General features: G+C 70.2%; 22 protein-coding genes. All 22 read right to left on the bottom strand.

Annotated elements, in window-relative coordinates:
* Positions 1 to 41: 41 nt before the first annotated feature.
* The 22 genes from D0Z08_RS24840 to hisS all read right to left on the bottom strand — a co-directional run bounded on the left by D0Z08_RS24840 (position 42) and on the right by hisS (position 23,720).
* Positions 42 to 1,418, bottom strand: a complete 1,377-nt coding sequence (locus tag D0Z08_RS24840; RefSeq protein WP_118927969.1) for a dihydrolipoyl dehydrogenase family protein — start codon at positions 1,416 to 1,418, stop codon at positions 42 to 44.
* Positions 1,419 to 1,480: 62 nt separating this feature from the next.
* Positions 1,481 to 1,900 (bottom strand): transcription antitermination factor NusB, encoded by a 420-nt coding sequence (gene nusB, locus D0Z08_RS24835; RefSeq protein ID WP_118927968.1) that lies wholly within the window; start codon positions 1,898 to 1,900, stop codon positions 1,481 to 1,483.
* Positions 1,900 to 2,466, bottom strand: coding sequence for an elongation factor P (efp, locus tag D0Z08_RS24830; RefSeq protein ID WP_118927967.1), 567 nt, complete (start codon positions 2,464 to 2,466; stop codon positions 1,900 to 1,902). The genes nusB and efp overlap by 1 nt, the downstream gene beginning before the upstream one ends.
* 72 nt (positions 2,467 to 2,538) lie before the next feature.
* Positions 2,539 to 2,976 carry a type II 3-dehydroquinate dehydratase gene (locus D0Z08_RS24825; RefSeq protein ID WP_118927966.1) on the bottom strand — a complete coding sequence of 146 codons (438 nt, stop codon included), beginning with the start codon at positions 2,974 to 2,976 and terminating at the stop codon, positions 2,539 to 2,541.
* On the bottom strand, positions 2,973 to 4,073 hold the full coding sequence (gene aroB, locus D0Z08_RS24820) for a 3-dehydroquinate synthase (RefSeq protein WP_118927965.1): 1,101 nt from the start codon (positions 4,071 to 4,073) through the stop codon (positions 2,973 to 2,975). Before aroB ends, D0Z08_RS24825 begins: the two co-directional genes overlap by 4 nt.
* On the bottom strand, positions 4,070 to 4,600 hold the full coding sequence (locus tag D0Z08_RS24815; protein WP_425454072.1) for a shikimate kinase: 531 nt from the start codon (positions 4,598 to 4,600) through the stop codon (positions 4,070 to 4,072). The genes aroB and D0Z08_RS24815 overlap by 4 nt, the downstream gene beginning before the upstream one ends.
* Positions 4,597 to 5,775: a chorismate synthase gene (gene aroC, locus D0Z08_RS24810; RefSeq protein WP_118927964.1), complete on the bottom strand. Its 1,179-nt coding sequence runs from the start codon at positions 5,773 to 5,775 to the stop codon at positions 4,597 to 4,599. Before aroC ends, D0Z08_RS24815 begins: the two co-directional genes overlap by 4 nt.
* 62 nt (positions 5,776 to 5,837) lie before the next feature.
* Positions 5,838 to 6,596, bottom strand: coding sequence for a prepilin peptidase (locus tag D0Z08_RS24805; protein WP_118927963.1), 759 nt, complete (start codon positions 6,594 to 6,596; stop codon positions 5,838 to 5,840).
* The gene (locus D0Z08_RS24800; RefSeq protein WP_245994439.1) at positions 6,593 to 7,387 is read right to left on the bottom strand and encodes a shikimate dehydrogenase; all 795 of its coding nucleotides are present in this window, start codon (positions 7,385 to 7,387) and stop codon (positions 6,593 to 6,595) included. Before D0Z08_RS24800 ends, D0Z08_RS24805 begins: the two co-directional genes overlap by 4 nt.
* Before the next feature lie 30 nt (positions 7,388 to 7,417).
* Positions 7,418 to 8,590 carry an endolytic transglycosylase MltG gene (gene mltG, locus D0Z08_RS24795; RefSeq protein ID WP_118927961.1) on the bottom strand — a complete coding sequence of 391 codons (1,173 nt, stop codon included), beginning with the start codon at positions 8,588 to 8,590 and terminating at the stop codon, positions 7,418 to 7,420.
* Positions 8,583 to 9,083 carry a Holliday junction resolvase RuvX gene (ruvX, locus tag D0Z08_RS24790; RefSeq protein ID WP_118927960.1) on the bottom strand — a complete coding sequence of 167 codons (501 nt, stop codon included), beginning with the start codon at positions 9,081 to 9,083 and terminating at the stop codon, positions 8,583 to 8,585. Before ruvX ends, mltG begins: the two co-directional genes overlap by 8 nt.
* Positions 9,080 to 11,785: an alanine--tRNA ligase gene (gene alaS / locus D0Z08_RS24785; protein WP_245994436.1), complete on the bottom strand. Its 2,706-nt coding sequence runs from the start codon at positions 11,783 to 11,785 to the stop codon at positions 9,080 to 9,082. Before alaS ends, ruvX begins: the two co-directional genes overlap by 4 nt.
* Before the next feature lie 9 nt (positions 11,786 to 11,794).
* The gene (locus D0Z08_RS24780) at positions 11,795 to 12,079 is read right to left on the bottom strand and encodes a DUF6167 family protein (RefSeq protein WP_118927959.1); all 285 of its coding nucleotides are present in this window, start codon (positions 12,077 to 12,079) and stop codon (positions 11,795 to 11,797) included.
* Between the two features lie 19 nt (positions 12,080 to 12,098).
* Positions 12,099 to 12,668: a hypothetical protein gene (locus D0Z08_RS24775; protein ID WP_118927958.1), complete on the bottom strand. Its 570-nt coding sequence runs from the start codon at positions 12,666 to 12,668 to the stop codon at positions 12,099 to 12,101.
* Positions 12,669 to 12,692: 24 nt separating this feature from the next.
* Positions 12,693 to 14,066, bottom strand: a complete 1,374-nt coding sequence (locus D0Z08_RS24770) for a replication-associated recombination protein A (RefSeq protein ID WP_245994433.1) — start codon at positions 14,064 to 14,066, stop codon at positions 12,693 to 12,695.
* 33 nt (positions 14,067 to 14,099) lie between these two features.
* Positions 14,100 to 15,335, bottom strand: coding sequence for an ABC transporter ATP-binding protein (locus D0Z08_RS24765; RefSeq protein WP_118927957.1), 1,236 nt, complete (start codon positions 15,333 to 15,335; stop codon positions 14,100 to 14,102).
* Positions 15,332 to 16,411, bottom strand: coding sequence for an ABC transporter ATP-binding protein (locus D0Z08_RS24760; RefSeq protein ID WP_118927956.1), 1,080 nt, complete (start codon positions 16,409 to 16,411; stop codon positions 15,332 to 15,334). The genes D0Z08_RS24765 and D0Z08_RS24760 overlap by 4 nt, the downstream gene beginning before the upstream one ends.
* Positions 16,408 to 17,415: an ABC transporter permease gene (locus tag D0Z08_RS24755; protein WP_118927955.1), complete on the bottom strand. Its 1,008-nt coding sequence runs from the start codon at positions 17,413 to 17,415 to the stop codon at positions 16,408 to 16,410. Before D0Z08_RS24755 ends, D0Z08_RS24760 begins: the two co-directional genes overlap by 4 nt.
* Positions 17,416 to 17,514: 99 nt before the next feature.
* Positions 17,515 to 19,296 carry an ABC transporter substrate-binding protein gene (locus D0Z08_RS24750; protein ID WP_118927954.1) on the bottom strand — a complete coding sequence of 594 codons (1,782 nt, stop codon included), beginning with the start codon at positions 19,294 to 19,296 and terminating at the stop codon, positions 17,515 to 17,517.
* A gap of 64 nt (positions 19,297 to 19,360) precedes the next feature.
* The gene (locus tag D0Z08_RS24745; RefSeq protein ID WP_118927953.1) at positions 19,361 to 20,368 is read right to left on the bottom strand and encodes an ABC transporter permease; all 1,008 of its coding nucleotides are present in this window, start codon (positions 20,366 to 20,368) and stop codon (positions 19,361 to 19,363) included.
* Positions 20,369 to 20,541: 173 nt separating this feature from the next.
* On the bottom strand, positions 20,542 to 22,317 hold the full coding sequence (aspS, locus tag D0Z08_RS24740) for an aspartate--tRNA ligase (protein WP_118927952.1): 1,776 nt from the start codon (positions 22,315 to 22,317) through the stop codon (positions 20,542 to 20,544).
* The gene (gene hisS / locus D0Z08_RS24735) at positions 22,314 to 23,720 is read right to left on the bottom strand and encodes a histidine--tRNA ligase (protein WP_118927951.1); all 1,407 of its coding nucleotides are present in this window, start codon (positions 23,718 to 23,720) and stop codon (positions 22,314 to 22,316) included. The genes aspS and hisS overlap by 4 nt, the downstream gene beginning before the upstream one ends.
* Position 23,721: the final 1 nt, after the last annotated feature.

Below are 23,721 nucleotides of genomic sequence, written 5' to 3'. Positions count from 1 at the left end.
CGAAGCACTGAAAATCGGCACGTGACAAGCTCGGCCGAAAATCACATGTCGAGCTCCTTGATGGCGTTCTCGATCGCCCGGTGGAAGGTCGGGTAGGCGTAGTGCATCGTCAGCAGCTTCGAGACCGGCACCGCGGCGTGCACTGCCGTCGCGATCAGCCCGATCATCTCCCCGCCCGACGGGCCCACCGTCGTACCGCCGACGAGGACGCCGCGGTCGGCGTCGGCGACCACCTTGATCACGCCGTGGTTGCCGCTCTTGTGGATCCACCCCCGGCTCGAGTACGGCAGCTGGTAGCTGCCGGTCGCCACCCGGATGCCGGCGTCGCGCGCCTGCGCCTCGGTGAGCCCGACCGAGCCCACCTCCGGGTCGGTGAACGTCGCTCGGCTGACCGCCGTGTAGTCGGCCCACGGCCCGTCCTTTCCGAGGATCGACCGCACAGCGATCTCGGCCTGGTACATCGAGACGTGGGTGAACAGGCCCTTGCCGGTGATGTCACCGACCGCCCAGAGGTTGTCGCCGGCCCGCATCTGCTCGTCGGTGTCCAGGAACCGCGCGGAGGGGTCGAGGCCGACGGAGTCGAGGCCCAGGTCGGACAGGTTGGTACGGCGACCGGCGGCCACGAGCAGCGCCCCCGCCGCGATGGCACTGCCGCCGTCAAGAGAGACGGTGAATCCGGGCCGGGGCGTGTGGTCGACCCGAGTGATCTGCACACCGACGCGCACGTCGATGCCCTCCGCAGCCATTGCCTCGGCAACGACCGCGCTCGCTTCCGGCTCCTCGGGACCGAGGATCCGGTCCGCGACCTCCAGGATGGTGACCTGGACGCCGAAGCGGGCGAAGGCCTGCGCGATCTCACAGCCGATCGCGCCGCCGCCGAGCACGATCATGGTGTCCGGGAGGTTCTTGACCTGGACAACGTCGCGGTTGGTCCAGTACGGCGTGTTCGCCAGCCCGGGCACCGGCGGGACCGCGGGCGACGTGCCGACGTTGAGCACGACGCCGCGGCTCACGTCGTACTCCTCGGTGCCGTCGTCGGTCTCCACGACGACCTTGCCCGGTCCGGCCAACCGGCCGTGTCCGCGGGTGAACCGGCCACCGTTGTCGATGAGCCGGTCGACCGCCACCTGGTCGTTCCAGGCGTCGGTCGCCTCGTCGGAGATCCGCTTCGCGACCGGAGTCCAGTCGGGTGTCACCTCGACCGATCCACCGAGGTCGGGCACCCGGCGTGCCTCGGCGAGGGCGTTGGCCGCCCGGATCATCATCTTCGAGGGGATGCACCCGTAGTAGGGGCACTCACCGCCGACCAGGTTCTTCTCCACGCCGAGAACGGTGAGCCCGGCCTGCGCCAGCTGCGCGGCGACGTGCTCCCCTCCCGGGCCGAGACCGATGACGGCGACGTCGATGCTCTCGCTCATTGGTCAAACATTCCATGAGCGGGCGCCGGACGGAACCGACTTGCGGATCTAAGACGGACGATTCAGGCGATCAGGCTGGGCTTGCTCTTCACGATCGCGCCGAGGACGCCGTTGACGAACGACGGCGACTCGTCGGTGGAGAGCTCCCGCACCAGCGCCAGCGCCTCGGTGACGGCGACCGCGTCCGGGACGTCGTCGACGTACAGCAGCTCGAACACGCCGATCCGCAGCACGTTGCGGTCGACCGCCGGCATCCGGTCGAGCGTCCAGCCCTGGGCGTAGCTGGCGAGCACCTCGTCGATGCGCGTGAGGTGGTCGACCACGCCGCGCACCAGCGTCTCGGTGTAGGGGTTGGTCGGGGCCGCGCCCTCGGCGATGGACCGGTCGAGGGTCTCGCCGGCCGACTCCCGCCGCAGGTCAGCGGCGAAGAGCAGGTCCAGGGCCCGCTTGCGGGCCTTGGAGCGCGCGCCACCAGCAGCCATCAGGACTTCACGCGGCTGAGGTAGGAGCCACCGTCGCGGGTGTCGACCTTGATCTTCTCGCCCTGCTCGATGAACAGCGGCACCTGGATCTCGGCACCCGTCTCGAGGGTGGCGGGCTTGGTGCGGCCGGTCGCGGAGTCGCCCACGACGCCCGGCTCGGTGTAGGTGATCGTCAGCTCGACCGACGCGGGAAGCTCGATGAAGAGCACGCGGCCCTCGTTGGTGGCGACGATCGCCTCCATGTTCTCGAGCAGGAAGTTCTTGGCGCCGCCGACGATGTCGGGGTCGACCTCGATCTGGTCGTAGGTGCCCGTGTCCATGAACACGTAGCTGGTGCCGTCGTTGTAGAGGTACTGCATCGTGCGGCGGTCGACCGTGGCGGTCTCGACCTTGGTGCCGGCGTTGAAGGTCTTGTCGACGTTCTTGCCCGACTCGACGTGCTTGAGCTTGGTGCGCACGAACGCAGGGCCCTTGCCGGGCTTGACGTGCTGGAACTCGACCACCTGCCAGAGCTGGTTTTCCAGCTTGAGAACCATGCCGTTCTTCAGGTCGTTCGTCGTTGCCATGCGTCAGCCTTCTTCGATGCAGATGTCAATTTCAACAGGGGTCGTGGTGGCCAGTCGGGCCAGCGGGGAAGTCTAGTCGTCGTCCTCGGCGGCAATGAATTCGAGAGCCTGCCGGTAGCCGTCGATCCCCTGGCCGGCGATCACCTTCGTCGCGTGCGGAGTGACCACCGACGAGTGCCGGAACACCTCCGGGCGCTGCGAGGGATCGGAGATGTGGACCTCGACCAGGGTCGTGGTCAGCTGGGCGCAGGCGTCGAAGATCGCGTACGAGTAGTGGGTCCAGGCGGCGGCGTTGAGCACGACCGGGGTCTCGGTGTCGGCCGCGGCGTTGAGCCAGTCCAGGAGCTCGCCCTCGTGGTTGGTCTGCCGGACCTCGACCTCCAGGCCGAGCTGCTCGCCCCAGTTGCGGCACAGATCCGCGAGGTCGCCGTGCGTGGTGTGGCCGTAGATCTCCGGCTGGCGGCGGCCGAGCCGCCCCAGGTTCGGGCCGTTGAGGACCAGGACCTTCATCGCGCACCGCCTGTCATCACGTCGTACGACGCCCGCAGGTGCTCCTGGGACGGACCGGACAGCACGACCGGCTCGGCCACCCCGTTGAGGACGACGAACCGGAGCGTGTTGCCGCGCGCCTTCTTGTCGACCCGCATGGCGGCCAGGAGCTCGTCGAACCCGGCGCCGGCGTACGTCGTCGGCAGGCCCACGGCAGCGAACGCCGTCGCGTGCCGGGCCGCGGTGGCGTCGTCGAGGTGCCCCTCGAGCCGGGCCAGCTCGGCGACGTAGCAGCAGCCGATGGCCACCGCCTCGCCGTGCCGCATCGTGTAGCCCTCGGCCCGCTCGATCGCGTGCGCCATCGTGTGGCCGTAGTTGAGCACCTCGCGCCCGGGATGACCGTCGCCACCACCGGTCTCCTTGAGGTCGGCGACGACGACGTCGATCTTGACCCGGATCGCCCGCTCGACCAGCTCCGGAAGGATCTTGCCGGCCGGGTCGGTCGCCGCCGCCGGGTCCGCCTCGACCAGGTCGAGGATCACCGGGTCGGCGATGAAGCCGCACTTGACGACCTCACCCATGCCGGCGACCAGCTCCTCACGGGGCAGCGTGAGCAGGGTGTCGAGGTCGACGAGCACGCCGGCCGGCTCGTGGAACGAGCCCACGAGGTTCTTGCCGGCCCCGGTGTTGATGCCGGTCTTGCCGCCCACGGCGGCGTCGACCATCCCCAGCAGCGTGGTCGGGACGTGGACGACCCGCACCCCCCGCAGCCAGGTCGCAGCCACGAAGCCGCCGAGGTCGGTGGTCGCGCCACCACCGAACGTCACGACCGCGTCGGACCGGGTGAACCCGGCCTCGCCGAGCGCGTCCCAGCACTGGAACGCCACCTCGGCCGACTTCGTCGCCTCGCCGGAGGGCAGCCCGAGCGCGAGCACGTCGTAGTCCGCACGCAGCGCGTCGAGCACCGGCTCCGCAAGCTCGTCGAGCTCCGCGGCGTAGAGGAAGGCGACCCGCTGCACCTCACTGCCGAGGATCCCCGGCAGCCGGTCGGCGAGGCCGCGGCCGACCACGACGTCGTACGGCGAAGCGCTTCCCACGTGCAGGACGGTGTCGGTCATCGCTCCTCCGTTCGGTGCGGAAGCCGGTCGAGACCCGCAGCGATCTCGGCAGCCACATCCTGCGGGCTCCGGCCATCGGTGTCGACCGAGATCCGCGCCAGGCCCTCGTAGATCGGCGTCCGCTCGTCGAGCAGCTGCTTCACCCGCGCCCGGACGTTGCCCAGGAGCAGTGGACGGCCGGCACCGAGCCCGACCCGCTTCACGGCGTCGGAGAGGCCGACCCTGAGGAACACCACCGCGTGGCCCTCGAGCAGCGCGCGGGTCGCCGGATCGAGCACGGCTCCCCCACCCAGGGCGAGGACACCGTCGTGCTCGTCGAGGGCTGCCGCGACCGCCTCCCGCTCCAACGTGCGGAAAGCCGCCTCGCCGTCGTCGACGAAGATCTCCTGCACCGGCTTCCCGGCGCGGGCCTCGACCGCGTGGTCGCTGTCGAGGAAGGTGACACCGAGCGTGGCCGCCAGCAACCGGCCGACCGTCGTCTTGCCGGCGCCCATGGTGCCGACCAGGACAGCGACGGGCTGGCTCACTTGTACCTCAGCGAGGCCCGGTAGCTCTCGGCGTTGCGCCGGGTCTCCTGGACCGAGTCGCCGCCGAACTTCTCGATCACGGCGTCCGCCAGGACCAGCGCGACCATCGCCTCGGCGACGATGCCGGCGGCCGGCACTGCGCACACGTCGGAGCGCTGGTGGTGGGCGACGGCCTCCTCGCCCGTGGCGACGTCGACCGTGCGCAGCGCACGCGGCACGGTCGCGATCGGCTTCATGGCGGCGCGGACCCGGAGGATCTCGCCGGTGGTCATGCCGCCCTCGGTGCCGCCGGAGCGGCCGGAGACGCGGCGCAGGCCCTCGTCGGTCGGGACGATCTCGTCGTGGGCGAGCGAGCCGGGCGTCGCGGCGAGCTCGAAGCCGTCGCCGACCTCGACGCCCTTGATCGCCTGGATGCCCATCAGCGCGCCGGCCAGCCGGGAGTCGAGCCGGCGGTCCCAGTGCACGTGCGACCCGAGGCCGGGGGGCAGTCCGTGGACCACGACCTCGACCACACCGCCGAGGGTGTCGCCGTCCTTGTGGGCCTGGTCGATCCGCTCGACGATGAGCTTCGAGGTGTCGGGGTCGAGGCAGCGGACCGGGTCCTCGTCGAGGCGCTCCACGTCCGTGGGCTCGGGCCACAGGCCGGCGGGCACGCGCACGCCACCGATCTCGATCACGTGGGAGACGATCTGCGCGCCGACGGCCTGCTCGAGGAAGTTGCTGGCGACCCGGCCGAGCGCGACCCGGGCGGCGGTCTCGCGGGCAGAGGCGCGCTCCAGCACGGGACGCGCGTCCTCGAAGTCGTACTTCTGCATGCCCGCCAGGTCCGCGTGACCCGGGCGTGGGCGGGTGAGGGGCGCGTTGCGGGCCAGCCCGTCGAGCACGTCCTGGTCGACGGGGTCGGCGGACATCACCTGCTCCCACTTGGGCCACTCGGTGTTGCCGACCTCGATGGCCACCGGGCCGCCCTGGGTGCGGCCGTGCCGGACTCCCCCGACGACCCGCACCGCGTCGGCCTCGAACTTCATCCGGGCGCCGCGGCCGTAGCCCAGCCGCCGCCGCGCCAGGGAGTCGGAGATGTCATCGGTCGTGACCTCGACGTGGGCCGGCAGGCCCTCGAGGATCGCGACCAGGGAGGGTCCGTGGGACTCCCCCGCAGTCAGCCAGCGCAACATGCGTCACATTCTCCCATCCGGGCTCGGGCGCCGCGTCATGGGCGTGGTGGCGCGAGACCGCGTCAGCCCCAGATCGCGGCGACCATCGGCTCACCGGCCACGACGCCGAGCCACGCCCCGACCAGCAGGAACGGTCCGAACGGGTAGGCCCGCTTCAAGACAGACCGGTCCCGCTTGGCGATCGCGATGACCAACCCCGGGATCGCGAACATCAGGAACGCCGAGTACAGGCCGACCAGCAGGGGGCCGGCCCCGGCGTACCCGAGCGTGCAGCCGAGCAGGGCAGAGAGTCGTACGTCGCCGAACCCCATGCCGGCCTGCCGGATGAACCACAGCAGCCAGAACACCGTCCGGACCAGCAGCAGGCACACGACGCCACGGACCAGGTCGTCCGCTGCGCCGGTCAGCGCCCAGCGGAGGCCGCCGTAGCCCAGCGCGGCAAGGGTCGCCGGCAGCACCACGATCGACGGCAGCAGCCGGGTCCGGTGGTCGACGATGCCCAGCAGGGTGCCGACCGGCACCAGCGGCAGCAGCAGGCACAGCAGCCAGTCCCAGCCGAGCGCTGCCCCGACGCCGGCGCCGGCGACTGCGGAGATCGCCGCGGCGACCAGCCCCAGCCGCGGGCGGCGGCCGAGGTCGGCGTACAGCTCCTTGGGACCCTCCGCGAGCCGCGCCTTCTGGGCGGCGGTGAGCTCGGCGCCCTCCTCGGGCTCCGGGTCCGGCGGTGGTTCCGGCAGGCGCCGGATGAGGTACGGCGTGAGCGCGCCCCCGAGGCTGCACCCGACCAGCCCGACCAGTGCCGCTGCCAGGTGCTCGTTCACCTCGACCGCTCCCGCAGCGCCGCCTCGCCGGCGGCGCGCATCGCCGCGAGCGGCGCGGCGATGCCGGTGAACGCGGTGAACTGGAGCGCCGCCTGGTGGACCAGCAGGTCGAGCCCGCTCACGAGCGTGCGAGAGGCGGCCAGCGCCAGCGGCGTCGGCCAGGGGTCGTAGACGACGTCGAACAGGACCGCGACGTCGCCGACGCGCGCGACCAGTCCCGGCGTCTGTGCCACCACGGGGATCGTCGACACCACGATGCCCTCGTCGTGAAGCTCGACGGTGGCGAGATCGAGGACCCGGATCTGGGGGCGGCTCGGATGCCGCGCGATGGCAGCGACGGTGTCCGACGCGCGCGACGCCGACCGCGCAGCGATCGCGATCCGGGTCGCCCCGAGCTCCGCGAGGGCGAGGCCGGTCGAAGCGGCCGTTGCTCCCGCGCCGAGGATCAGCGCGTCGCCGATCGGACCGTCGTAGCGTTCCCGGATGGCCGCGACCGCGCCCGGCAGGTCGGTGTTGTCGGCGTGCACCTCACCGCCCGCCATGAGCAGCGTGTTGGCGGCACCCGCGAGCGTGACCCGATCGCTCACCACGTCGGCGAGGATCATCGCCTCGCGCTTGAGCGGCGCCGTCACCGACAAGCCTCGCCACTCCTCCCCCAGACCGGCCACGAACCAGGCCAGTCCGCCGGCCGGCACCCGCACGGCGTCGTACTCCCACTGGAGGCCGACCGCGGCGTAGCCCGCCCGGTGCAGCACCGGCGACAACGAGTGGGCGATCGGATCGCCCAGCACGGCGCACTTCACGACGTCACCCGGCCCGGCTCAGCACGCGCGGGACTGGGTGGCGCAGTAGTCGCGCAGCTCCGCCTGGTACTGCTGGAACTCGGCGTACGACTCGGCGAACTTGGTCTTGCCGGTGCGCAGGTTGACCGTGACGTAGTAGTACCAGTCCCCGGCCGTCGGTTTCAGTGCAGCGCGGATCGCCTCCTCGCCGGGGTTGCCGATCGGACCCGGCGGCAGCCCCGCGTGGAGGAACGTGTTGTACGGCGACTGCGTGTTCTCGCGCTCCTCCTGGGTGAGTCCCACCGTGAGCGGTCGGTTGAGCGCGTAGTCGACCGTGGCGTCGATCTGCAGCCGGCCGATCTGCCCGGCGGTTCCCGGGTTCTCCAGCCGGTTGTAGATCACCCGCGCGATCTTCGACATGTCCCGGCCGCGGCCCTCGGCCTGCACCAGCGCCGCCACCGTCATGACCTCGTGCGGTCGATAGCCCAGCTCGGCAGCCGCGCTCTCGAAGTCGAGGTCGCCGGCCGCCTGCTCCCAACGCTCGACCATCGAGCGGAGGAGCGACGCGGCGGTGTCGTCCGGCCTGATCGTGTAGGTCGCCGGGAAGAGGTAGCCCTCCGGGTTGCCCCGGGCATAGGCGGGCAGGCCGAGCGCCTCGGTGTCGGCCAGTGCCCGCTGCAGCTGCTTCTTCGGGAAGTCGGTGCCCGCGGCGAGCCTGTCGATGATGTCGACGGCCCGCAGTCCTTCCGGGATCGTCACCGTCGCCTGGGCGAGGTTGCCCGGGTCGATCAGGACCTCGACCACGTCGGAGGCCTTCATCTCCTCCATCAGCAGGTAGGTCCCGGCCTGGATGCCGCGCGTCTCCTCGTCGCGCTCCTCGGCGGCGTCGACGAACGCCTCCGACGAGGCGACCACGTTGAGGTCCTCGAGCTCGTCGCCCATCGACTGGATGGTCTGGCCGCTCTCGACGACGAACATCACCTCGCCCTCGCCGGGCCCCGGGTAGTCCTCCGGGTCGGCGAACAGGTCCTCGAACCACGGCCGGACGACGTAGTTGCCGGCAGCGGCGATCAGCACCACGGCGACGGCGATGAACACCAGCATCGGCACGCAGCCCGAGAGGCGCCTCTTGCGTCGCCTGCCTGCGCGTTTCGGTGCACTGTGGTCGTCGAGCCGAGCCAGGCTCTCCCCGAGGCTCTGCGGGTCACTCATGCGTCTCCTCGACGTCGGTTGCAGCGTCGTCGACGGTTGCCCCGGGCACCGCCACCACCTCTCCCGGTGCACGACCCGTCGCGCGCTCCGTGTCGAGAGCGTGCTGCAGGATCACGACGGCCGCGACCTGATCGACCACGGCGCGCCGCTGCTGTCCCTTGCGTTGATCGCGGAGCATAGCCTCCGCGGTGACCGTGGTGAGACGCTCGTCGACCAGGCGCACCGGCACCGGCGCGATCCGCTCCGCGAGCCGGCCGGCGAACTCCCGGGTCTTCACCGCAGCAGGTCCTTCGCGGCCCGACAGAGACCGCGGCAGCCCGACGACGACCTCGACCGCCTCCTCGGAGACGACGAGCTGACGGAGTCGCCGGAGATCGCCCTTGCCGCGGCGGACCGTCTCGACCGGGGTGGCGAGCATCCCGGACGGGTCGCAGCGGGCGACGCCGATCCGGGCGTCACCAGGGTCCACGCCGAGCCGTACGCCGCGCCTCACCCAGTCGCCACCGTCGCGGTGACGGCTGCGAGCGCCTCGTCGATCCGGGAGGCGTCGGTGCCGCCACCCTGGGCGACGTCGTCCTTGCCACCGCCGCGGCCGTCGACGTACGGCGCCACGGCCCGGACCAGCTCGTTGGCCGAGATGCCGCGCGCATTCGCCGCCGGGTTCACTGCCGCCACCACCGAGACCTTGCCCTCGGCGACACCGATGATCACCGCGACACCGGGCGCGTCGCCCGGCAGGCGGCCGCGCACGTCGAGCGCGAGAGTGCGGACGTCGCCGCCACCCGCACCGTCGACGTGGTGAGCAACCACCTTCACGCCGTTGATGTCGGCAGCGCCCGCAGCGAGCGTGGCCCCGCCGGCGAGCAGCTGGCCGAGCCGGATCTTCTCGATCTCCTTCTCGGCGGCACGCAGCTTCTCGACCAGGTCGTTGACCCGCGCCGGCAGGTCCTCCGGGCGCGCCTTGAGCGTCTCCGCGAGCTGCGCGACGAGGACGTGCTCACGCGCCAGGAACTGGTAGGCGTCGGTGCCGACGAGCGCCTCGACCCGGCGCACGCCCGAGCCGATCGACGACTCCCCGAGCAGCTTGATCACGCCGAGCCGTCCCGAGCTCCGGGCGTGCGTGCCACCGCAGAGCTCCCGGGCCCAGTCGCCGACGGACACCACGCGCACCTTGTCGCCGTACTTCTCGCCGAAGAGGGCCATCGCGCCGGAGGCGACGGCCTCCTTCTGGGTCATCACCTCGGCCTGGACGGCGAGGTCGTCGAGCACGACGGCGTTGACCCGAGCCTCGACGTCGGCCATCACCGACGCGGGCACCGCGCCGGAGGCGGAGAAGTCGAACCGGAACCGGCCCGGCGAGTTCTCCGAGCCCGCCTGGGTCGCCGTCTCGCCGAGCGCCTCACGGAACGCCTTGTGGACCATGTGGGTCGCCGTGTGCGACCGCGAGATCGCCAGTCGCCGGTCGGTGTCGACCAGCGCCTGCGCGGCGACACCCGTGGCCAGCTCGCCCGACAGCACCGTGGCCTTGTGGACCACGAGCCCCGTGATCGGCGACTGCACGTCGCGGACCCGGAGCACCGCGCCGTTGGCGAGCTCGATCACTCCCTGGTCGGCGAGCTGGCCGCCGCCCTCCGCGTAGAACGGCGTGCGGTCGAGCACGACCTCGACCTCGTCGCCCTCGTGGGCGGCGCCGACGACCGCGCCGCCGGCGACGATGCCCCGGACCGTGCCCTCGTCGACCACGGTGTCGTAGCCGGTGAACTCGACCGTCCCGCCCATCGTGTCGGCGATCGCGCGGTAGGAGTCGGTGTTGCGGTGGGAGCCCTTCTTGGCCTTGGCGTCGGCCTTCGCCCGCTCCCGCTGCTCGGTCATCAGCCGGCGGAAGCCCTCTTCGTCGACCTGCAGGCCCTGCTCGGAGGCCATCTCGAGGGTGAGGTCGATCGGGAACCCGTAGGTGTCGTGGAGCTGGAACGCCTTGTCGCCGGAGAAGACCTTGCCGCCCGAGCCCTTCACCTCGCCCGCGGCGACGTCGAAGATGGTCGTGCCCGCCCGGAGCGTGGCGCGGAACGCGTCCTCCTCGGCGTACGCGACCGTCGAGATCCGCTCCCAGTTCGTGAACAGGTCGGTGTAGGTCTCGCCCATCTTGTCGCGGCTGACGGGCAGCAGCTCGGGCAGGCACGGGTCCTCGTAGCCGAGCAGCCGCATCGAACGTACGACGCGCCGGGCCAGCCGGCGCAGGACGTAGCCCCGCCCCTCGTTGCCCGGCGTCACGCCGTCGTTGATCAGCATCATCGACGAGCGGATGTGGTCGGCGATCACCCGGAACCGAACGTCATCCTCGTGGTGGGCGCCGTACTTCTTACCGGTGAGCTGCTCGGCCTTCTCGATGACCGGGAACATGACGTCGATCTCGTACATGTTCTCCTTGCCCTGGAGCAGGAAGGCGACGCGTTCGAGACCCATGCCGGTGTCGATGTTGCGCTTGGGCAGCGCGCCGGCGATGTCGAAGTCCTCCTTGCTGCGGACAGCGGAGAGCTCGTCCTGCATGAAGACCAGGTTCCAGATCTCGAGGTAGCGGTCCTCGAGCTCGGTGGGCATCGCGAGCCGTTCGGTGGTCGCGAACTCGCCGTCCGGGCCGTACGACGGGCCGCGGTCGTAGAGGATCTCCGAGCACGGGCCCCCCGGCCCGGGGACACCCATCGACCAGTAGTTCTCGCGCTTGCCGAGCTTGACGATCCGCTCGGCCGGAAGGCCGGTGGCCTGCATCCAAAGCTCGAGAGCCTCGTCGTCGCCGTGCAGGATCGACGGCCACAGCCGGTCCGCGTCCAGGCCGAAGCCGCCGTGCTCGACGGGCTTGGTGACCAGGTTCCACGCCATCTCGATGGCGCCTTCCTTGAAGTAGTCACCGAACGAGAAGTTGCCGCACATCTCGAAGAACGTGCCGTGACGGGTGGTCTTGCCGACGTCCTCGATGTCGGGAGTCCGGATGCACTTCTGGACGCTGGTCGCGCGGGAGTACGGCGGGGTCTCCTGGCCCAGGAAGTACGGCTTGAACGGCACCATTCCGGCGTTGACGAACAGCAGGTTCGGGTCGTCGGCCAGCAGCGACGCCGACGGGACCGCGGTGTGCCCGGCCGCCTCGAAGTGCGCCAGGAATCGCGAACGGATGTCCGCCGTGCTCAGGCCGCTGCCCATCAGTCCCATTTAGTCCTGGCCTCTTTCGGTCTCGGATCCTTCGATCGCGGGTCGGGCTCCGGAGGTTAGTTCCCGGTGCCGCGCTGCCGCGACCTCATAACTCTCGCGGAGCGCGGCCTCGGCGTCGGTCCGTGCCTCGCGGAACTCCTCGCGGAACATCCGGGCTCCGACGGACGCGGCACTCGCTCGGTCGCGCACGCCGTCGGCGGTGAACGCCTCCGCGACCCGCCGCGCCTTCACCACCCCGTAGACGCCGGTCGCGGCACCGGCGACGAACCAGAAGCCGCGCCTCATCGGTCCTCCGCCCAGGGGCTCATCGAGACACTTCCGACGCCGGGATCGCCGCGCGCTGCCGCGCTTCCCACTCGCGTCGCGCCTGCTTCATGTCGGTCTTGCGCTGCTTGCGCGAGCGCTTCACCTCACGCTTCATCTCGAACCGGATCCGGTTGCGCACCTCGGGCGCGAGCGCGCGCCGCAGGCCGGCCGCGATCGACGCGGTGCGGATCAGGCTCTCGCGCAGCATCGCGTCGACGAACTGCGGGCCGGGAACGGTCGGCACCAGCGCGAGCGGTCCGCCGCCACGGCGCTCACCGAGCGCGGTGATGCGGTACTCCTTGTCGTCGACGATCGTCAGGTCGGCCAGACGCAGGGTCCTGCGCGCCTCCTCGAGCTGCTCCGCCTCCTCGTGCAGCCGGGCCTGGAGCGCGTCGAGCTCCTCGCGCAGCGCGTCGAGGTCGGCCGCGGCGTTCGCCAGCACCTCTTCGCCCTGGTCCCGGGTCCGCCTCAGCTCGCTCACGAGCCAGCCGACAGCGGCGAGCAGGCCGATGACGAGGAGCACCGTCAGGAAGGCCAAGAAGCCAGGGACCACCAGCGCGCTCGTCATGGGACGCAAGACTATCGGCCCCGTTCAGTCGCGTTGACCGCGGATGATCCGCCGGACCCGCTCCCAGCGCTGCTTGACCGCCGCCTCGGCGCCGAGCTCGGTCGGACGGTAGTACTCGGCGTCGGCGAGCACGTCCGGGGCGTACTGCTGCTCGGCGATGCCGAACGGCTCGTCGTGGGAATAGCGGTACGACGTACCGTGACCGAGCTTGGAGGCCCCCGGGTAGTGCGCGTCCCTCAGGTGCGGCGGCACCGACCCGATCTTCCCGGCGCGTACGTCGGCGATCGCGGCGCCGATCGCAGTCGTCACCGCGTTCGACTTGGGGGCCACGGCCAGCGCGATGGTCGCGTGGGCGAGGGTGAGCTGCGCCTCCGGCATCCCGATCAGCTGCACGGTCTGGGCCGCGGCGACCGCGGTCGTCAGGGCTGTCGGATCGGCGAGGCCGATGTCCTCGCTCGCGAGGATCATCAGCCGCCGGGTGATGAACCGGGGGTCCTCCCCCGCCTCGAGCATCCGCGCCAGGTAGTGGAGCGCGGCATCGGCGTCGGAGCCGCGGACCGACTTGATGAACGCGCTGATCACGTCGTAGTGCTGGTCGCCGTCCCGGTCGTAGCGGACCGCGGCCATGTCGGCGGCGGTCTCCGCCGTCTCCAGCGTGATCCGGGTGGAGCCGGCGAGCCCCGCGGCCCCGGCCGCAGCTTCCAGGTAGGTCAGCGCCCGCCGGGCGTCACCACCCGCGAGCCGGACGATGTGGTCGAGGGCGTCGTCGTCGAGCTTGAACTCCCCCGCCAGCCCGCGATCGTCGGTCACAGCCCGGACCACCACCTCGCGTATGTCGTCGTCGTTGAGCGACTCCAGGCGGAGCAGCAGGCTGCGGGACAGCAGCGGCGAGATCACGCTGAACGAGGGGTTCTCGGTGGTCGCCGCGACCAGGGTCACCCATCGGTTCTCCACGCCGGGCAGCAGAGCGTCCTGCTGCGCCTTGCTGAAGCGGTGCACCTCGTCGACGAACAGCACCGTCTCGCGTCCCGAGCCGACCAGGGTGGCCCGCGCGGCGTCGATGGCCGCGCGCACCTCCTTCACCCCCGCGGAGACCGCCGAGACCTCGACGAAACGGCGGCCGGTCTGCCGGCTCAGGATCGACGCGATCGTCGTCTTGCCGGTGCCCGGCGGGCCCCACAGCAGCAGCGACATCGCCCGGTCGCCCTCCACCAGCTGCCGCAGCGGGGACCCGGGGGCCCGCAGCTGCGGCTGCCCGACCAGCTCGTCGAGGTCGCGCGGACGCATCCGTACGGCGAGCGGGGCCGCCGCGTGGACGGAGTCGCTCAGCGAGCCCCCGGTCCCGGGTGCCGCGGTGCGGCCGGGATCAGGGGCGTCGAAGAGCGCGTCGTCGGACACGCCGCCATTCTGACGGGTCGTCGGCTGGACTGGTTACGCGCGTCCGATCGTCTTCTGGTCCAGGTCGAACCAGGTGTCGGCGTACCCGGGCTGCTCGACCAGGTCCGTGACCGGGCTGGCGCCAGGGTCTGGCTGTCCGGACGCGTCGACCCCGAGGAGCCGGGCGGTGAGGGGTTCGCGCGGGTGCTCGCCGAGCCGACCCGCGAAGTGGCACGCGACCTTGTGCCTCTTGCCGATCTGGAGGAGGGGCGGCTCGTGGCGAGCACAGATCTCCTGCGCGATCGGGCACCGCGTCCGGAACCGGCAGCCCGACGGCGGGTCGATCGGGCTCGGCACCTCGCCGGTGAGGCGGATCCGCTCCCGTCGCTCGCCGGTGACGGCCTGCTTGATGTCCGGGACCGCCGACAGGAGCGCCTGGGTGTAAGGGTGGTGGGCGTTGGAGTAGATGCTCTCGCGGTCACCGATCTCGACGATCTTGCCGAGGTACATCACCGCGACCTCAGGGCAGAAGTGGTGCACCACAGCGAGGTCGTGCGCGATGAACAGGAAGGCGACGTCGAACTCCTTCTGGATGTCCTGGAGCAGGTTGATCACCTGGGCCTGGATCGACACGTCCAGCGCCGAGACCGGCTCGTCGGCCACCATCAGCTTCGGCTGGAGTGCCAGCGCCCGGGCGATGCCGATGCGCTGCCGTTGGCCACCGGAGAACTCGTTCGGGTAGCGGTTGTAGTGCTCCGGGTTGAGGCCGACGACCTCGAGCAGCTCCTGCACCCGGGCGAGCGTCTTCGAGCGCGGCACCACGTCGTGGACCCGCAGCGGCGTGCCGACGATCGAACCGACCGTGTGCCGGGGGTTCAGCGAGCTGTAGGGGTCCTGGAAGATCATCTGGATGTCGCGACGCAGCGGCCGCATCTGGCGGTTGCTGAGCTGCGCCAGGTCCTGGCCCTCGAACTGCATCGACCCGCCGGTCGGCTTGTAGAGCCGCGTGATCAGCTGGCCCGTCGTCGACTTGCCGCAACCCGACTCGCCCACCAGGCCGAGCGATCCGCCCTTGGGTACGACGAACGACACCCCGTCGACCGCCTGGACCTGCCCGATCGTGCGCTTGAGGAGGGACGACCTGATCGGGAAGTACATCCGCAGGTTCTCGACCGTCAGGATCGGTTCCGCGTCGGCCTTCAGCTCCGCCGCCGCGTGCGTCTGGCCGACGAGCTCGGTGAACGACGTGACCTCTCCGTCCTGGACGACGTCCGTGGTCTCGTCCGTCATCGTGGCTCCTCCACCAGGTCGGGGGCGATCTCGGGCAGCACCTCGGCTGCGAAGATCGCGTCGGGGTCAGCGAGGTGACAGCGCTTCACGTGCCGCTCGCCCTCCGAGCCGGGCAGCAGCTCGGGAAGCGTGGTCGAGCACAGGTCGCCGGGCACCTTGTCCTTGTGTGCGCACCGCGGGTGGAAGGCGCACCCCGTCGGAGGAGCGAGCAGGCTGGGAGGGTTGCCCGGGATCGGGATCATCCGCGCGCCGGTGTCGGCACCGATGTCCGGCACGCTCGACAACAGGCCCCAGGTGTAGGGCATCTCCGGCCGGGTGAGCACCTGCTTGCAGGTGCCGTACTCGACTGCACGACCGCCGTACATCACGAGCACGTCGTCGGCGACCTCGGCCACGACGCCCAGGTCGTGGGTGATGAGGACCACGGCAGAGTTGAACTCGCGCTGGAGGTCCTGGAGCAGGTCGAGGATCTGGGCCTGCACCGTCACGTCGAGCGCTGTGGTCGGCTCGTCGGCGATCAGCAACGAGGGGTCGTTGATGAGCCCCATGGCGATCATGGCGCGCTGTCGCATGCCGCCCGAGAACTGGTGCGGGTACTGGTCGACCCGGCGGTCCGGCTGCGGGATGCCGACACGGTCGAGCATCTCGACCGCGCGGGCCCGCGCCTCGCGCTTGGTGGCCTGCGGGTGGTGGACGAGGTAGGCCTCGACCAGCTGCTTGCCGATCTTGTAGAAGGGGTGCAGCGCGGCGAGGGCGTCCTGGAAGATCATCGCGACGGCGTTGCCTCGCAGGTCGCGCAGCTTCGACTCGGACAGGCCGACCACCTCGGTGCCGGCCACCTTGATCGAACCCGTGATCTGCGCCGAGCGCCGGTCATGGAGGCCGAGGACCGCCATGCTGGACACGGACTTGCCGGATCCCGACTCCCCCACGATGCCGAGTGTCTTGCCCAGCTCGACGGAGTAGCTCAGGTCGGTCACGGCCTGAACCAATCCGTCTGCAGTGGGGAACCGGACGGTCAGGTCCTCGACGGCGAGGTAGGGCTCGCCCTCCACAGGGCGGGCAGCGCCGCTCATGAAAGTCTCACTCTCGGGTCCAGGAAGCTGTAGATGATGTCGACGACGATGTTGGCGACCACCACGGCGACGGCGAGGACCAGCGACGTCGCCTGGACCACCGGCAGGTCCTGGATGTAGGTGGCGTCCAGGCCCCACTTGCCGATGCCCTCGAGGTCGAAGATCTGCTCGGTGAACACGGTCCCGGACAGCAGGAACGCGAAGTCGAGGCCGAAGATCGTCACCACGGGGACGAGGGCCGATCTCAGGGCGTGCTTGACGACGACCGTCCGCGCCGAGAGGCCCTTGGCCTTGGCCGTGCGGACGTAGTCCTCGCTCAGCGACTCGACCATGGCCCCTCGGGAGTAGCGGGTATAGGAGGTCGCGCCGAAGATGCCCATCACCAGCCACACGAGCAACAGCCCGGACGCCCATTTCGCAGGGTTGTCGAGGAGCGGGGTGTAGGCGACGTCAGGGAAGATCGATGTGTTGAGGGTGAGTAACAGGAAGCTGAGCAAGGCGACCAGGTAGTAGGGGATCGAGCTGAAGACCAGGGTCGACGAGACCAGCAGCTTGTCGGCCAGGGTCCCGCGTCTTCGCGCGGCCAGAGCGCCGACCGTGACGCCGATCAACAGGTACAGGCTCGCAGCGCCGACGGCGAGGCTCACCGTCACCGGGAACTTGTCCTTGAGCTGTTCGCTCACCAGCGTCTTGTCGCGGAACGACAGGCCGAGGCACGGAGCCGGGCACTCGTAGGGCGTCTTCCCGAGCATGATCGTGCGGTCGATGACCAGGCCCTTGACCCACTTGCCGTACTCCTCGTAGACCGGGTTGTTGTAGCCCAGCCGCTCCTCGTAGTCGGCAAGTCGGGGAGAGGTCGGCCCACACCGGCCGTTGGTCTCCTGCACGCACAGCTGCAGCGCCGGGCTCTTCGGCCCGTACCAGAACAGCGCGTAGACGATCATCGACACGAGCATGATCGTCAAGAATCCGGACAGGATGCGCTTGACCAGGAACGCGAACATCGGTGTGACTGTCCCTCTTCAGTGGTGGCTTGCGGTGAGCCGGATGGGGCCGCGAGGACCCCACCCGGCTCACCGCTTGGTTGACCGGGCTGGCCCGGACTACTTGATGTAGATCGACCGGTAGTCCGGCGCGCCACCGACCGAGATGTCGTTGGCGAAGCCGCCGATGTCGGTACCGAACCCGAAGATGTTCTGGTAGTAGCCGGTGTTGATCACGGGCTGGTAGTCCGTCATCACCGTCTGCTCCAGCTCACCCCAGGCCTCAGCCTGCTCGTCAACGGGGAGCGACCGGATCCGGTCCATCTCGTCGTCGATCGCGGGCTCCGAGAAGTTGCCCGTGTTGTAGGCAGACCCGGTCTCGACGATCGGCGGCAGGAACGTCGCCGCCGACGGCCAGTCCTGGCACCACGCGGTACCGAGCAGGTTGATCTTCTTGTACAGCTTGTGGTCCGGGTTGGTCCACACGTCGTACAGGCTGCCGCCACCGTAGGGGTACGACTGCACCTTGAAGCCGGCATCCTCGTAGCTGAGCTTGCGCTGCTCCGCAGCGGCCTCGGCCGTCTCGGTCGTCGAGTCGTAGACGAACGAGACCTCGTACTCGCCCGGGTCGTAGCCGGCCTCCGCGAGGAGCTCCTTCGACTTCTCGGGGTCGAACGAGATGCCCTCACCGTCGGGACCGTTCCACACCTGACGTCCGGCCATGCCCGGCGGCAGCAGGCCGAAGCCCAGCGAGTCGTCGGTCACACCGTTGGCGAGCGTCACACCGACCACCTCGTCGGCGGCCAGCCAGATGCTCTCGTAGTCGTACGCATAGGCGAGCGCCTGCCGCACCTCGAGCTCCTTGACCTTCTCGTAGTTCGGCATCACGAAGCCGGTGCACGGCTGCGGGCCGACCAGGATCTGGTCCTCGAGGCCCTCGTCCCGCGCCTTGTTGTAGTCAGTCGCCTGGAGAGCGGTGACGACCGTCGTGTTGCCGGCGTCGCTGAGCACGGTCTCGCCCGCGACCTGCGGGTTGACGTCGAACTTGAAGGTGTACTTGTCGATCAGCTGACGACGCGCCGGGTCGGTGGCAGGGTCCCACTGGTCGTTCGGGACCAGGACCAGCTCCTGGTTCGGGACGAACTTCTCGATCTTGTAGGGACCGGTCGACAGCGGGTCGAGGCCGTAGTCGGTCTGGCTCGCGTCGAGCGGCACCGGGCCGATCGCCGGGAAGATGGAGTAGTAGTCCATCTCCGCGAACGGCGTGCCGAACTTCAGGATGATGTCGTTGCCCTCGGTCGTGACGGCCGGGAAGTTCTCGCCGTCGGCGTACGGGCCGCTGTACTCGTCGCCACCCTCGAGATAGGGCTTCGAGTACGCCGTGCCGGGGCCGGTCGCGAACGTGTCACCGTCGAGGGACCGCTTGATGCCGAAGGCGACTTCCTCAGCGGTGACCGGGTCGCCGGTCTCCCACTTGATGCCGTCCTTGAGCGTGAACCGCCACTCGGTGAAGTCCTCGTTGGGCGTGCCGAGGTCGGTGGCCAGGTCGGGAACCAGCTCGTAGGAGCCGTCCTCGGCCTGACGGAACGTGGTCAGCGACCGGAACAACAGGTCCTGAGCGATGCCGTTGTCCGTGACCGACCACAGGGCGGCCGGGTCCAGGCTGGTGGGCCCGTCGTCGGGGTCCGGTGCGAGAACCGTGAGCTCGCCACCCTCCTGGGCACCCTCGAGCTCGGGGGCAGGGCCGACGGCCGTCGGGTTCTTGCCTCCCGCGCTGGTGCCGCCCTGGTTGAATTCGGTGTCGCCACCGGAATCGTCGTCCCCTCCACCACCACAGGCGGCCAGGGTCAGTGCGAGCGTCGCCGCACTGAGCCCGGCGACCAACGCATTAGTGCGTTTCATGTGTCCAGCCTCTCTTTGTTGCGTTGGTCGAAGCGTCCGCTCGACCGACGATCAGGTTGCCGCTTCAGCGTCTTGTCTTGGGATCGAACGCGTCGCGGAGGGCGTCGCCGAGCAGGTTGAGCGCGACGACGAGGATGGCGATGCCCAGGACGGGCTCGAGCAGGTACAGCGGGTAGTCCTCCCACCAGGTGGTGGCCGCGTTGATGGTCTGACCCCACGACTCGCGCCCGAACACGCCGATGCCGAGAAAGGACAGTCCGGCCTCGGCCGCGACAAAAGCGGGCAGGCCCAGCGAGAACGAGATGACGATCGGCGCGATCAGGTTGGGGAGCATCTCGCGGATCAGGATCCGATGGGTCGGCACGCCGATCACCCGCGCCGCCTTGACGAACTCGCGCTCGCGCAACGAGAGCACCTCACCGCGCACCAGACGGGCGACGCCCATCCAGCCGAAGACCACCAGGATCGCGACCAGCGAGTAGAAGCTCGCGAATCTCAGCTTGTCGGTGTCGTCGCCGAACCGGTCGTTGAGGATGGGCGAGATCGCCAGCGCCATCACCAGGAACGGGAAGGTCAGGAACAGGTCGGTGGCGAAGGAGATGATCGAGTCGACGATGCCGCCCATGAAGCCGGCGATCAGACCGAGGGTCACCCCGATGATGGTCGACAGCACGGCGGCCACGGTTGCCAGGTAGAGCGATGTCCGGCAGCCCTCGATCCACACGGCGAGGTTGTCGGTGCCGTTGCCGGGCGCGACCCCGAACGGGTGGTCCGGGTCGAAAGTGCCGGTCGGCGGGCCCTCGAGCGGCAGCCGCGTGACGGGATGGATGACGTCGGTCGCCCGCACCGTCTCCGTGGAGACCCCGAGCAAGTCCTGGATCAGGCCGCCGAACACGGCGATCGCTGCGAACAAGACGACGATCAGGAAGCAGACGACGGCGATCGGGTCCTTGCGGAGCCGGTCCAACGCGATCCGCGTCGGGGACCTGCCGGCAATGGCTTTGCGTTCGGCCTCAGGGGGCCGTGCGACGGTCTCGCCGTGGACCTCGAGGTCCCCCGCCGGCAATGTCATCCGATCCCTCCGCAGGAACACCCGCCCGGGTCACCCCGGCAGCACCGTCCGATGCGGCGCCGTCCGAGACTCTAGGCGAGCCCCACCGTGTTCCAGATCACTGACGCGTAACGATCTGGTCTCGGTGCCCGCATCCGGTCGGAGCCGGGTGTTCGCAGGGCTTTGCCCGCGGATCAGGCGTCAGCCCGAACATCCTCCTCCGGAACGGCGTCGACTCCGGCCTCCTTGCGCTGCTCGGGAGTGATGGGAGCAGGGGCCGCCGTGAGCGGGTCGAAGCCGCCGCCGGACTTCGGGAAGGCGATCACCTCGCGGATGGAGTCGGTGCCCGCGAGGAGCGCGCAGATCCGGTCCCATCCGAACGCGATGCCGCCGTGCGGGGGCGCGCCGTACTTGAAGGCCTGGAGCAGGAACCCGAACTTCTCCTCGGCCTCCTCCTCGCCGATGCCCATCAACGCGAACACTCGCTTCTGGACGTCCTCGCGATGGATACGGATCGAGCCGCCGCCGATCTCGTTGCCGTTGCACACGATGTCGTAGGCCCAGGCCAGGGCAGTGCCGGGGTCCTTGTCGAAGCCCTCGGCGTCCTGGGGGCTGGTGAACGCGTGGTGGACCGCGGTCCACTCGCCCTGACCCACAGCGACGTCACCTGCTGCCGTCGCTTCGGACGCCGGCTCCAGCAGCGGCGCGTCGACGACCCAGACGAAGCTCCAGGCACTCTCGTCGATGAGCCCGCAGCGACGGCCGATCTCGAGCCGGGCGGCACCGAGCAGCGCGCGGCTGGACTTCACGGCGCCGGCGCCGAAGAACACGCAGTCGCCCGGCTGGGCGCCCACGTGCGCGGCGAGGCCGGCCTTCTCCTCGTCACTGAGGTTCTTGGCGACGGGGCCGCCCAGCTCGCCGTCCTCCTGGAAGAGCACGTAGGCGAGCCCGCGGGCACCGCGCTGCTTGGCCCACTCCTGCCAGGCGTCCAGCTGCTTGCGCGGCTGGCTGGCACCGCCCGGCATCACCACGGCGCCGACGTACGGCGCCTGGAACACCCGGAAGGGCGTGTCCTTGAAGTAGTCGGTGCAGTCGACGAGCTCCTGGCCCATCCGCAGGTCGGGCTTGTCGGAGCCGTAGCGGGCCATCGACTCGGCGAAGGTGATCCGCGGGATCGGACGGGGCAGGTCGTAGCCGATCAGCTGCCACAGCGCGGCAAGGATCTCCTCCGACAGGGCGAGGACGTCGTCCTGCTCGACGAAGCTCATCTCGACGTCGAGCTGGGTGAACTCGGGCTGCCGGTCGGCACGGAAGTCCTCGTCGCGGTAGCAGCGCGCGATCTGGTAGTAGCGCTCCATGCCGGCGACCATGAGCAGCTGCTTGAACAGCTGCGGGCTCTGCGGCAGGGCGTACCAGCTGCCGGGCTGCAGCCGGGCGGGCACCAGGAAGTCGCGGGCCCCCTCCGGGGTGCTGCGGGTCAGGGTCGGCGTCTCGATCTCCACGAAGTCGTGCGCGTCGAGGACGGCACGTGCGGCCTGGTTGACCTTGCTGCGCAGCCGCAGAGCGGCGCCGGGCGCCGTACGACGCAGGTCGAGGTAGCGGTGCTTGAGCCGCACCTCCTCCCCCACGTCGACGTGGTCGCTGATCGGGAACGGCAGCGGTGCCGCCGCCGAGAGGACCTCGACGTCCGTGGAGACGACCTCGATGGCGCCGGTCGGGAGGTTGGGGTTCTCGTTGCCCTCCTTGCGGGCGGTGACCTCACCGGTGACCTTGAGGCAGTACTCGGCGCGCAGCGCGTGGGCGACCGCCTCGTCGCGGATCACCACCTGGACGACGCCGCTGGCGTCGCGCAGATCGATGAACGCAACCCCGCCGTGGTCGCGCCGGTTGGCTACCCAGCCGGCGAGGGTTACGGTCTGGCCGACGTGCGCAGGCAGCGAGAGGGCGCCGGCGTCGTGGGTGCGGATCACTGAACTGTCTCCGTTTCGTTGGTCGAGCTTGTCGAGACCTTGATGGTCGGTCGCAGGTCCCCAGCAGGAGGCTCCCAGGTGGCCGGGTCGGCCGGCACCTGGTTTCCGCTGCGGATGTCCTTGACCTCGTGGGTGATGCTGTCGGCGGCCGGGCCGTCGGTGTCGACGGACGTGAACCACACGTAGGGGATGCCGCGCCGGTCGGCGTGACGGATCTGCTTGCCGAACTTCGCGGCGGACGGCGCGACCTCGCACGGGATGCCCCGGGCCCGCAGGGCGGTCGCGACCTCGTCGGCCCGCGGTCGGGAGTCCTCGTCCGCGAGCGCGACGAGGACGGCGCTCGGCACCGACCGGTCCCCCGTCACGACGCCGCGCTGGATCAGCGGCACCAGCACCCGGCTGACGCCGAGGGAGATGCCGACGCCCGGGTACGTCGTACGACCGTCGCTGGCGAGGGCGTCGTAGCGCCCGCCCGAGCAGATCGAGCCGAGTGACTCGTAGCCGTCGAGCCGGGTCTCGAAGACCGTGCCGGTGTAGTAGTCGAGACCGCGGGCGATCGAGAGGTCCGCCTCGATCCGCACCTTGTCGGTGGCGAGTCCGACGGTGCCGCGGAGCAGCTGCGCGAGCTCGTCGAGACCCTCGTCGAGCAGCGGGTGGTCGACGCCCAGCGCGCGCACCTCCTTGACGAACGAGTCGTCGATGGAGCGGATGGCGGCAAGGGCGAGGCACTGCTCGGCCTGCTCCGGCGTCAGGCCGGCCTCGGCGACCAGCTGCGAGGCCACCTGCTCGGGCGAGAGCTTGTCGAGCTTGTCGACGAGGCGCATCACCTCGTCGACGTCGGTCGCTCCGATCCCGAGGTAGAAGCCCTGGATCAGCTTGCGGTTGTTGACCTGGAGCCGGAACCCGGGCAGGCCGATCGAATCGGGGTCGGCGAGCTTGCCGAGGGCGTCGAGCATCACCCGGGTGACCTCGATGTCGTGGTGGAACGGCAGCTCGTCCCGGCCGACGATGTCGATGTCGGCCTGGAGGAACTCGCGGAACCGGCCCTCCTGCGGGCGCTCGCCGCGCCAGACCTTCTGGATCTGGTAGCGGCGGAACGGGAACTCGAGCTTGCCGGCGTTCTCCAGCACGTAGCGGGCGAACGGCACGGTCAGGTCGAAGTGGAGCCCGATCCCCTTGTCCCGGGAGGTGTCCTCCTCCTGGAGGCGACGCAGGACGTAGACCTCCTTGGACGTCTCGCCCTTGCGGAGCAGCTGGTCCATCGGCTCGACGGCCCGGGTCTCGACGTTCGCGAAGCCGTGCAGCTCGAACGTCGCCGCCAGCGTCGTGACCACGTGCTGCTCGACGACACGCTGGGCAGGCAGGAACTCGGGGAAGCCGCTCAGCGGCGTCGGCTTGCTCAAT

Source organism: Nocardioides immobilis, assembly GCF_003515065.1.
Lineage (GTDB): Bacteria > Actinomycetota > Actinomycetes > Propionibacteriales > Nocardioidaceae > Nocardioides > Nocardioides immobilis.
This window is presented reverse-complemented; position numbering and strand designations above follow the sequence as displayed.

Excerpts from the sequence above, each read along its gene's own strand:
- D0Z08_RS24840 (WP_118927969.1), bottom strand. The coding sequence starts at position 1,418 with ATGAGCGAGAGCATCGACGTCGCCGTCATCGGTCTCGGCCCGGGAGGG.
- nusB (WP_118927968.1), bottom strand. The coding sequence starts at position 1,900 with ATGGCTGCTGGTGGCGCGCGCTCCAAGGCCCGCAAGCGGGCCCTGGAC.
- efp (WP_118927967.1), bottom strand. The coding sequence starts at position 2,466 with ATGGCAACGACGAACGACCTGAAGAACGGCATGGTTCTCAAGCTGGAA.
- D0Z08_RS24825 (WP_118927966.1), bottom strand. The coding sequence starts at position 2,976 with ATGAAGGTCCTGGTCCTCAACGGCCCGAACCTGGGGCGGCTCGGCCGC.
- aroB (WP_118927965.1), bottom strand. The coding sequence starts at position 4,073 with ATGACCGACACCGTCCTGCACGTGGGAAGCGCTTCGCCGTACGACGTC.
- aroC (WP_118927964.1), bottom strand. The coding sequence starts at position 5,775 with ATGTTGCGCTGGCTGACTGCGGGGGAGTCCCACGGACCCTCCCTGGTC.
- mltG (WP_118927961.1), bottom strand. The coding sequence starts at position 8,590 with ATGAGTGACCCGCAGAGCCTCGGGGAGAGCCTGGCTCGGCTCGACGAC.
- alaS (WP_245994436.1), bottom strand. The coding sequence starts at position 11,785 with ATGGGCAGCGGCCTGAGCACGGCGGACATCCGTTCGCGATTCCTGGCG.
- D0Z08_RS24780 (WP_118927959.1), bottom strand. The coding sequence starts at position 12,079 with ATGAGGCGCGGCTTCTGGTTCGTCGCCGGTGCCGCGACCGGCGTCTAC.
- D0Z08_RS24775 (WP_118927958.1), bottom strand. The coding sequence starts at position 12,668 with ATGACGAGCGCGCTGGTGGTCCCTGGCTTCTTGGCCTTCCTGACGGTG.
- D0Z08_RS24765 (WP_118927957.1), bottom strand. The coding sequence starts at position 15,335 with ATGACGGACGAGACCACGGACGTCGTCCAGGACGGAGAGGTCACGTCG.
- D0Z08_RS24760 (WP_118927956.1), bottom strand. The coding sequence starts at position 16,411 with ATGAGCGGCGCTGCCCGCCCTGTGGAGGGCGAGCCCTACCTCGCCGTC.
- D0Z08_RS24755 (WP_118927955.1), bottom strand. The coding sequence starts at position 17,415 with ATGTTCGCGTTCCTGGTCAAGCGCATCCTGTCCGGATTCTTGACGATC.
- D0Z08_RS24750 (WP_118927954.1), bottom strand. The coding sequence starts at position 19,296 with ATGAAACGCACTAATGCGTTGGTCGCCGGGCTCAGTGCGGCGACGCTC.
- D0Z08_RS24745 (WP_118927953.1), bottom strand. The coding sequence starts at position 20,368 with ATGACATTGCCGGCGGGGGACCTCGAGGTCCACGGCGAGACCGTCGCA.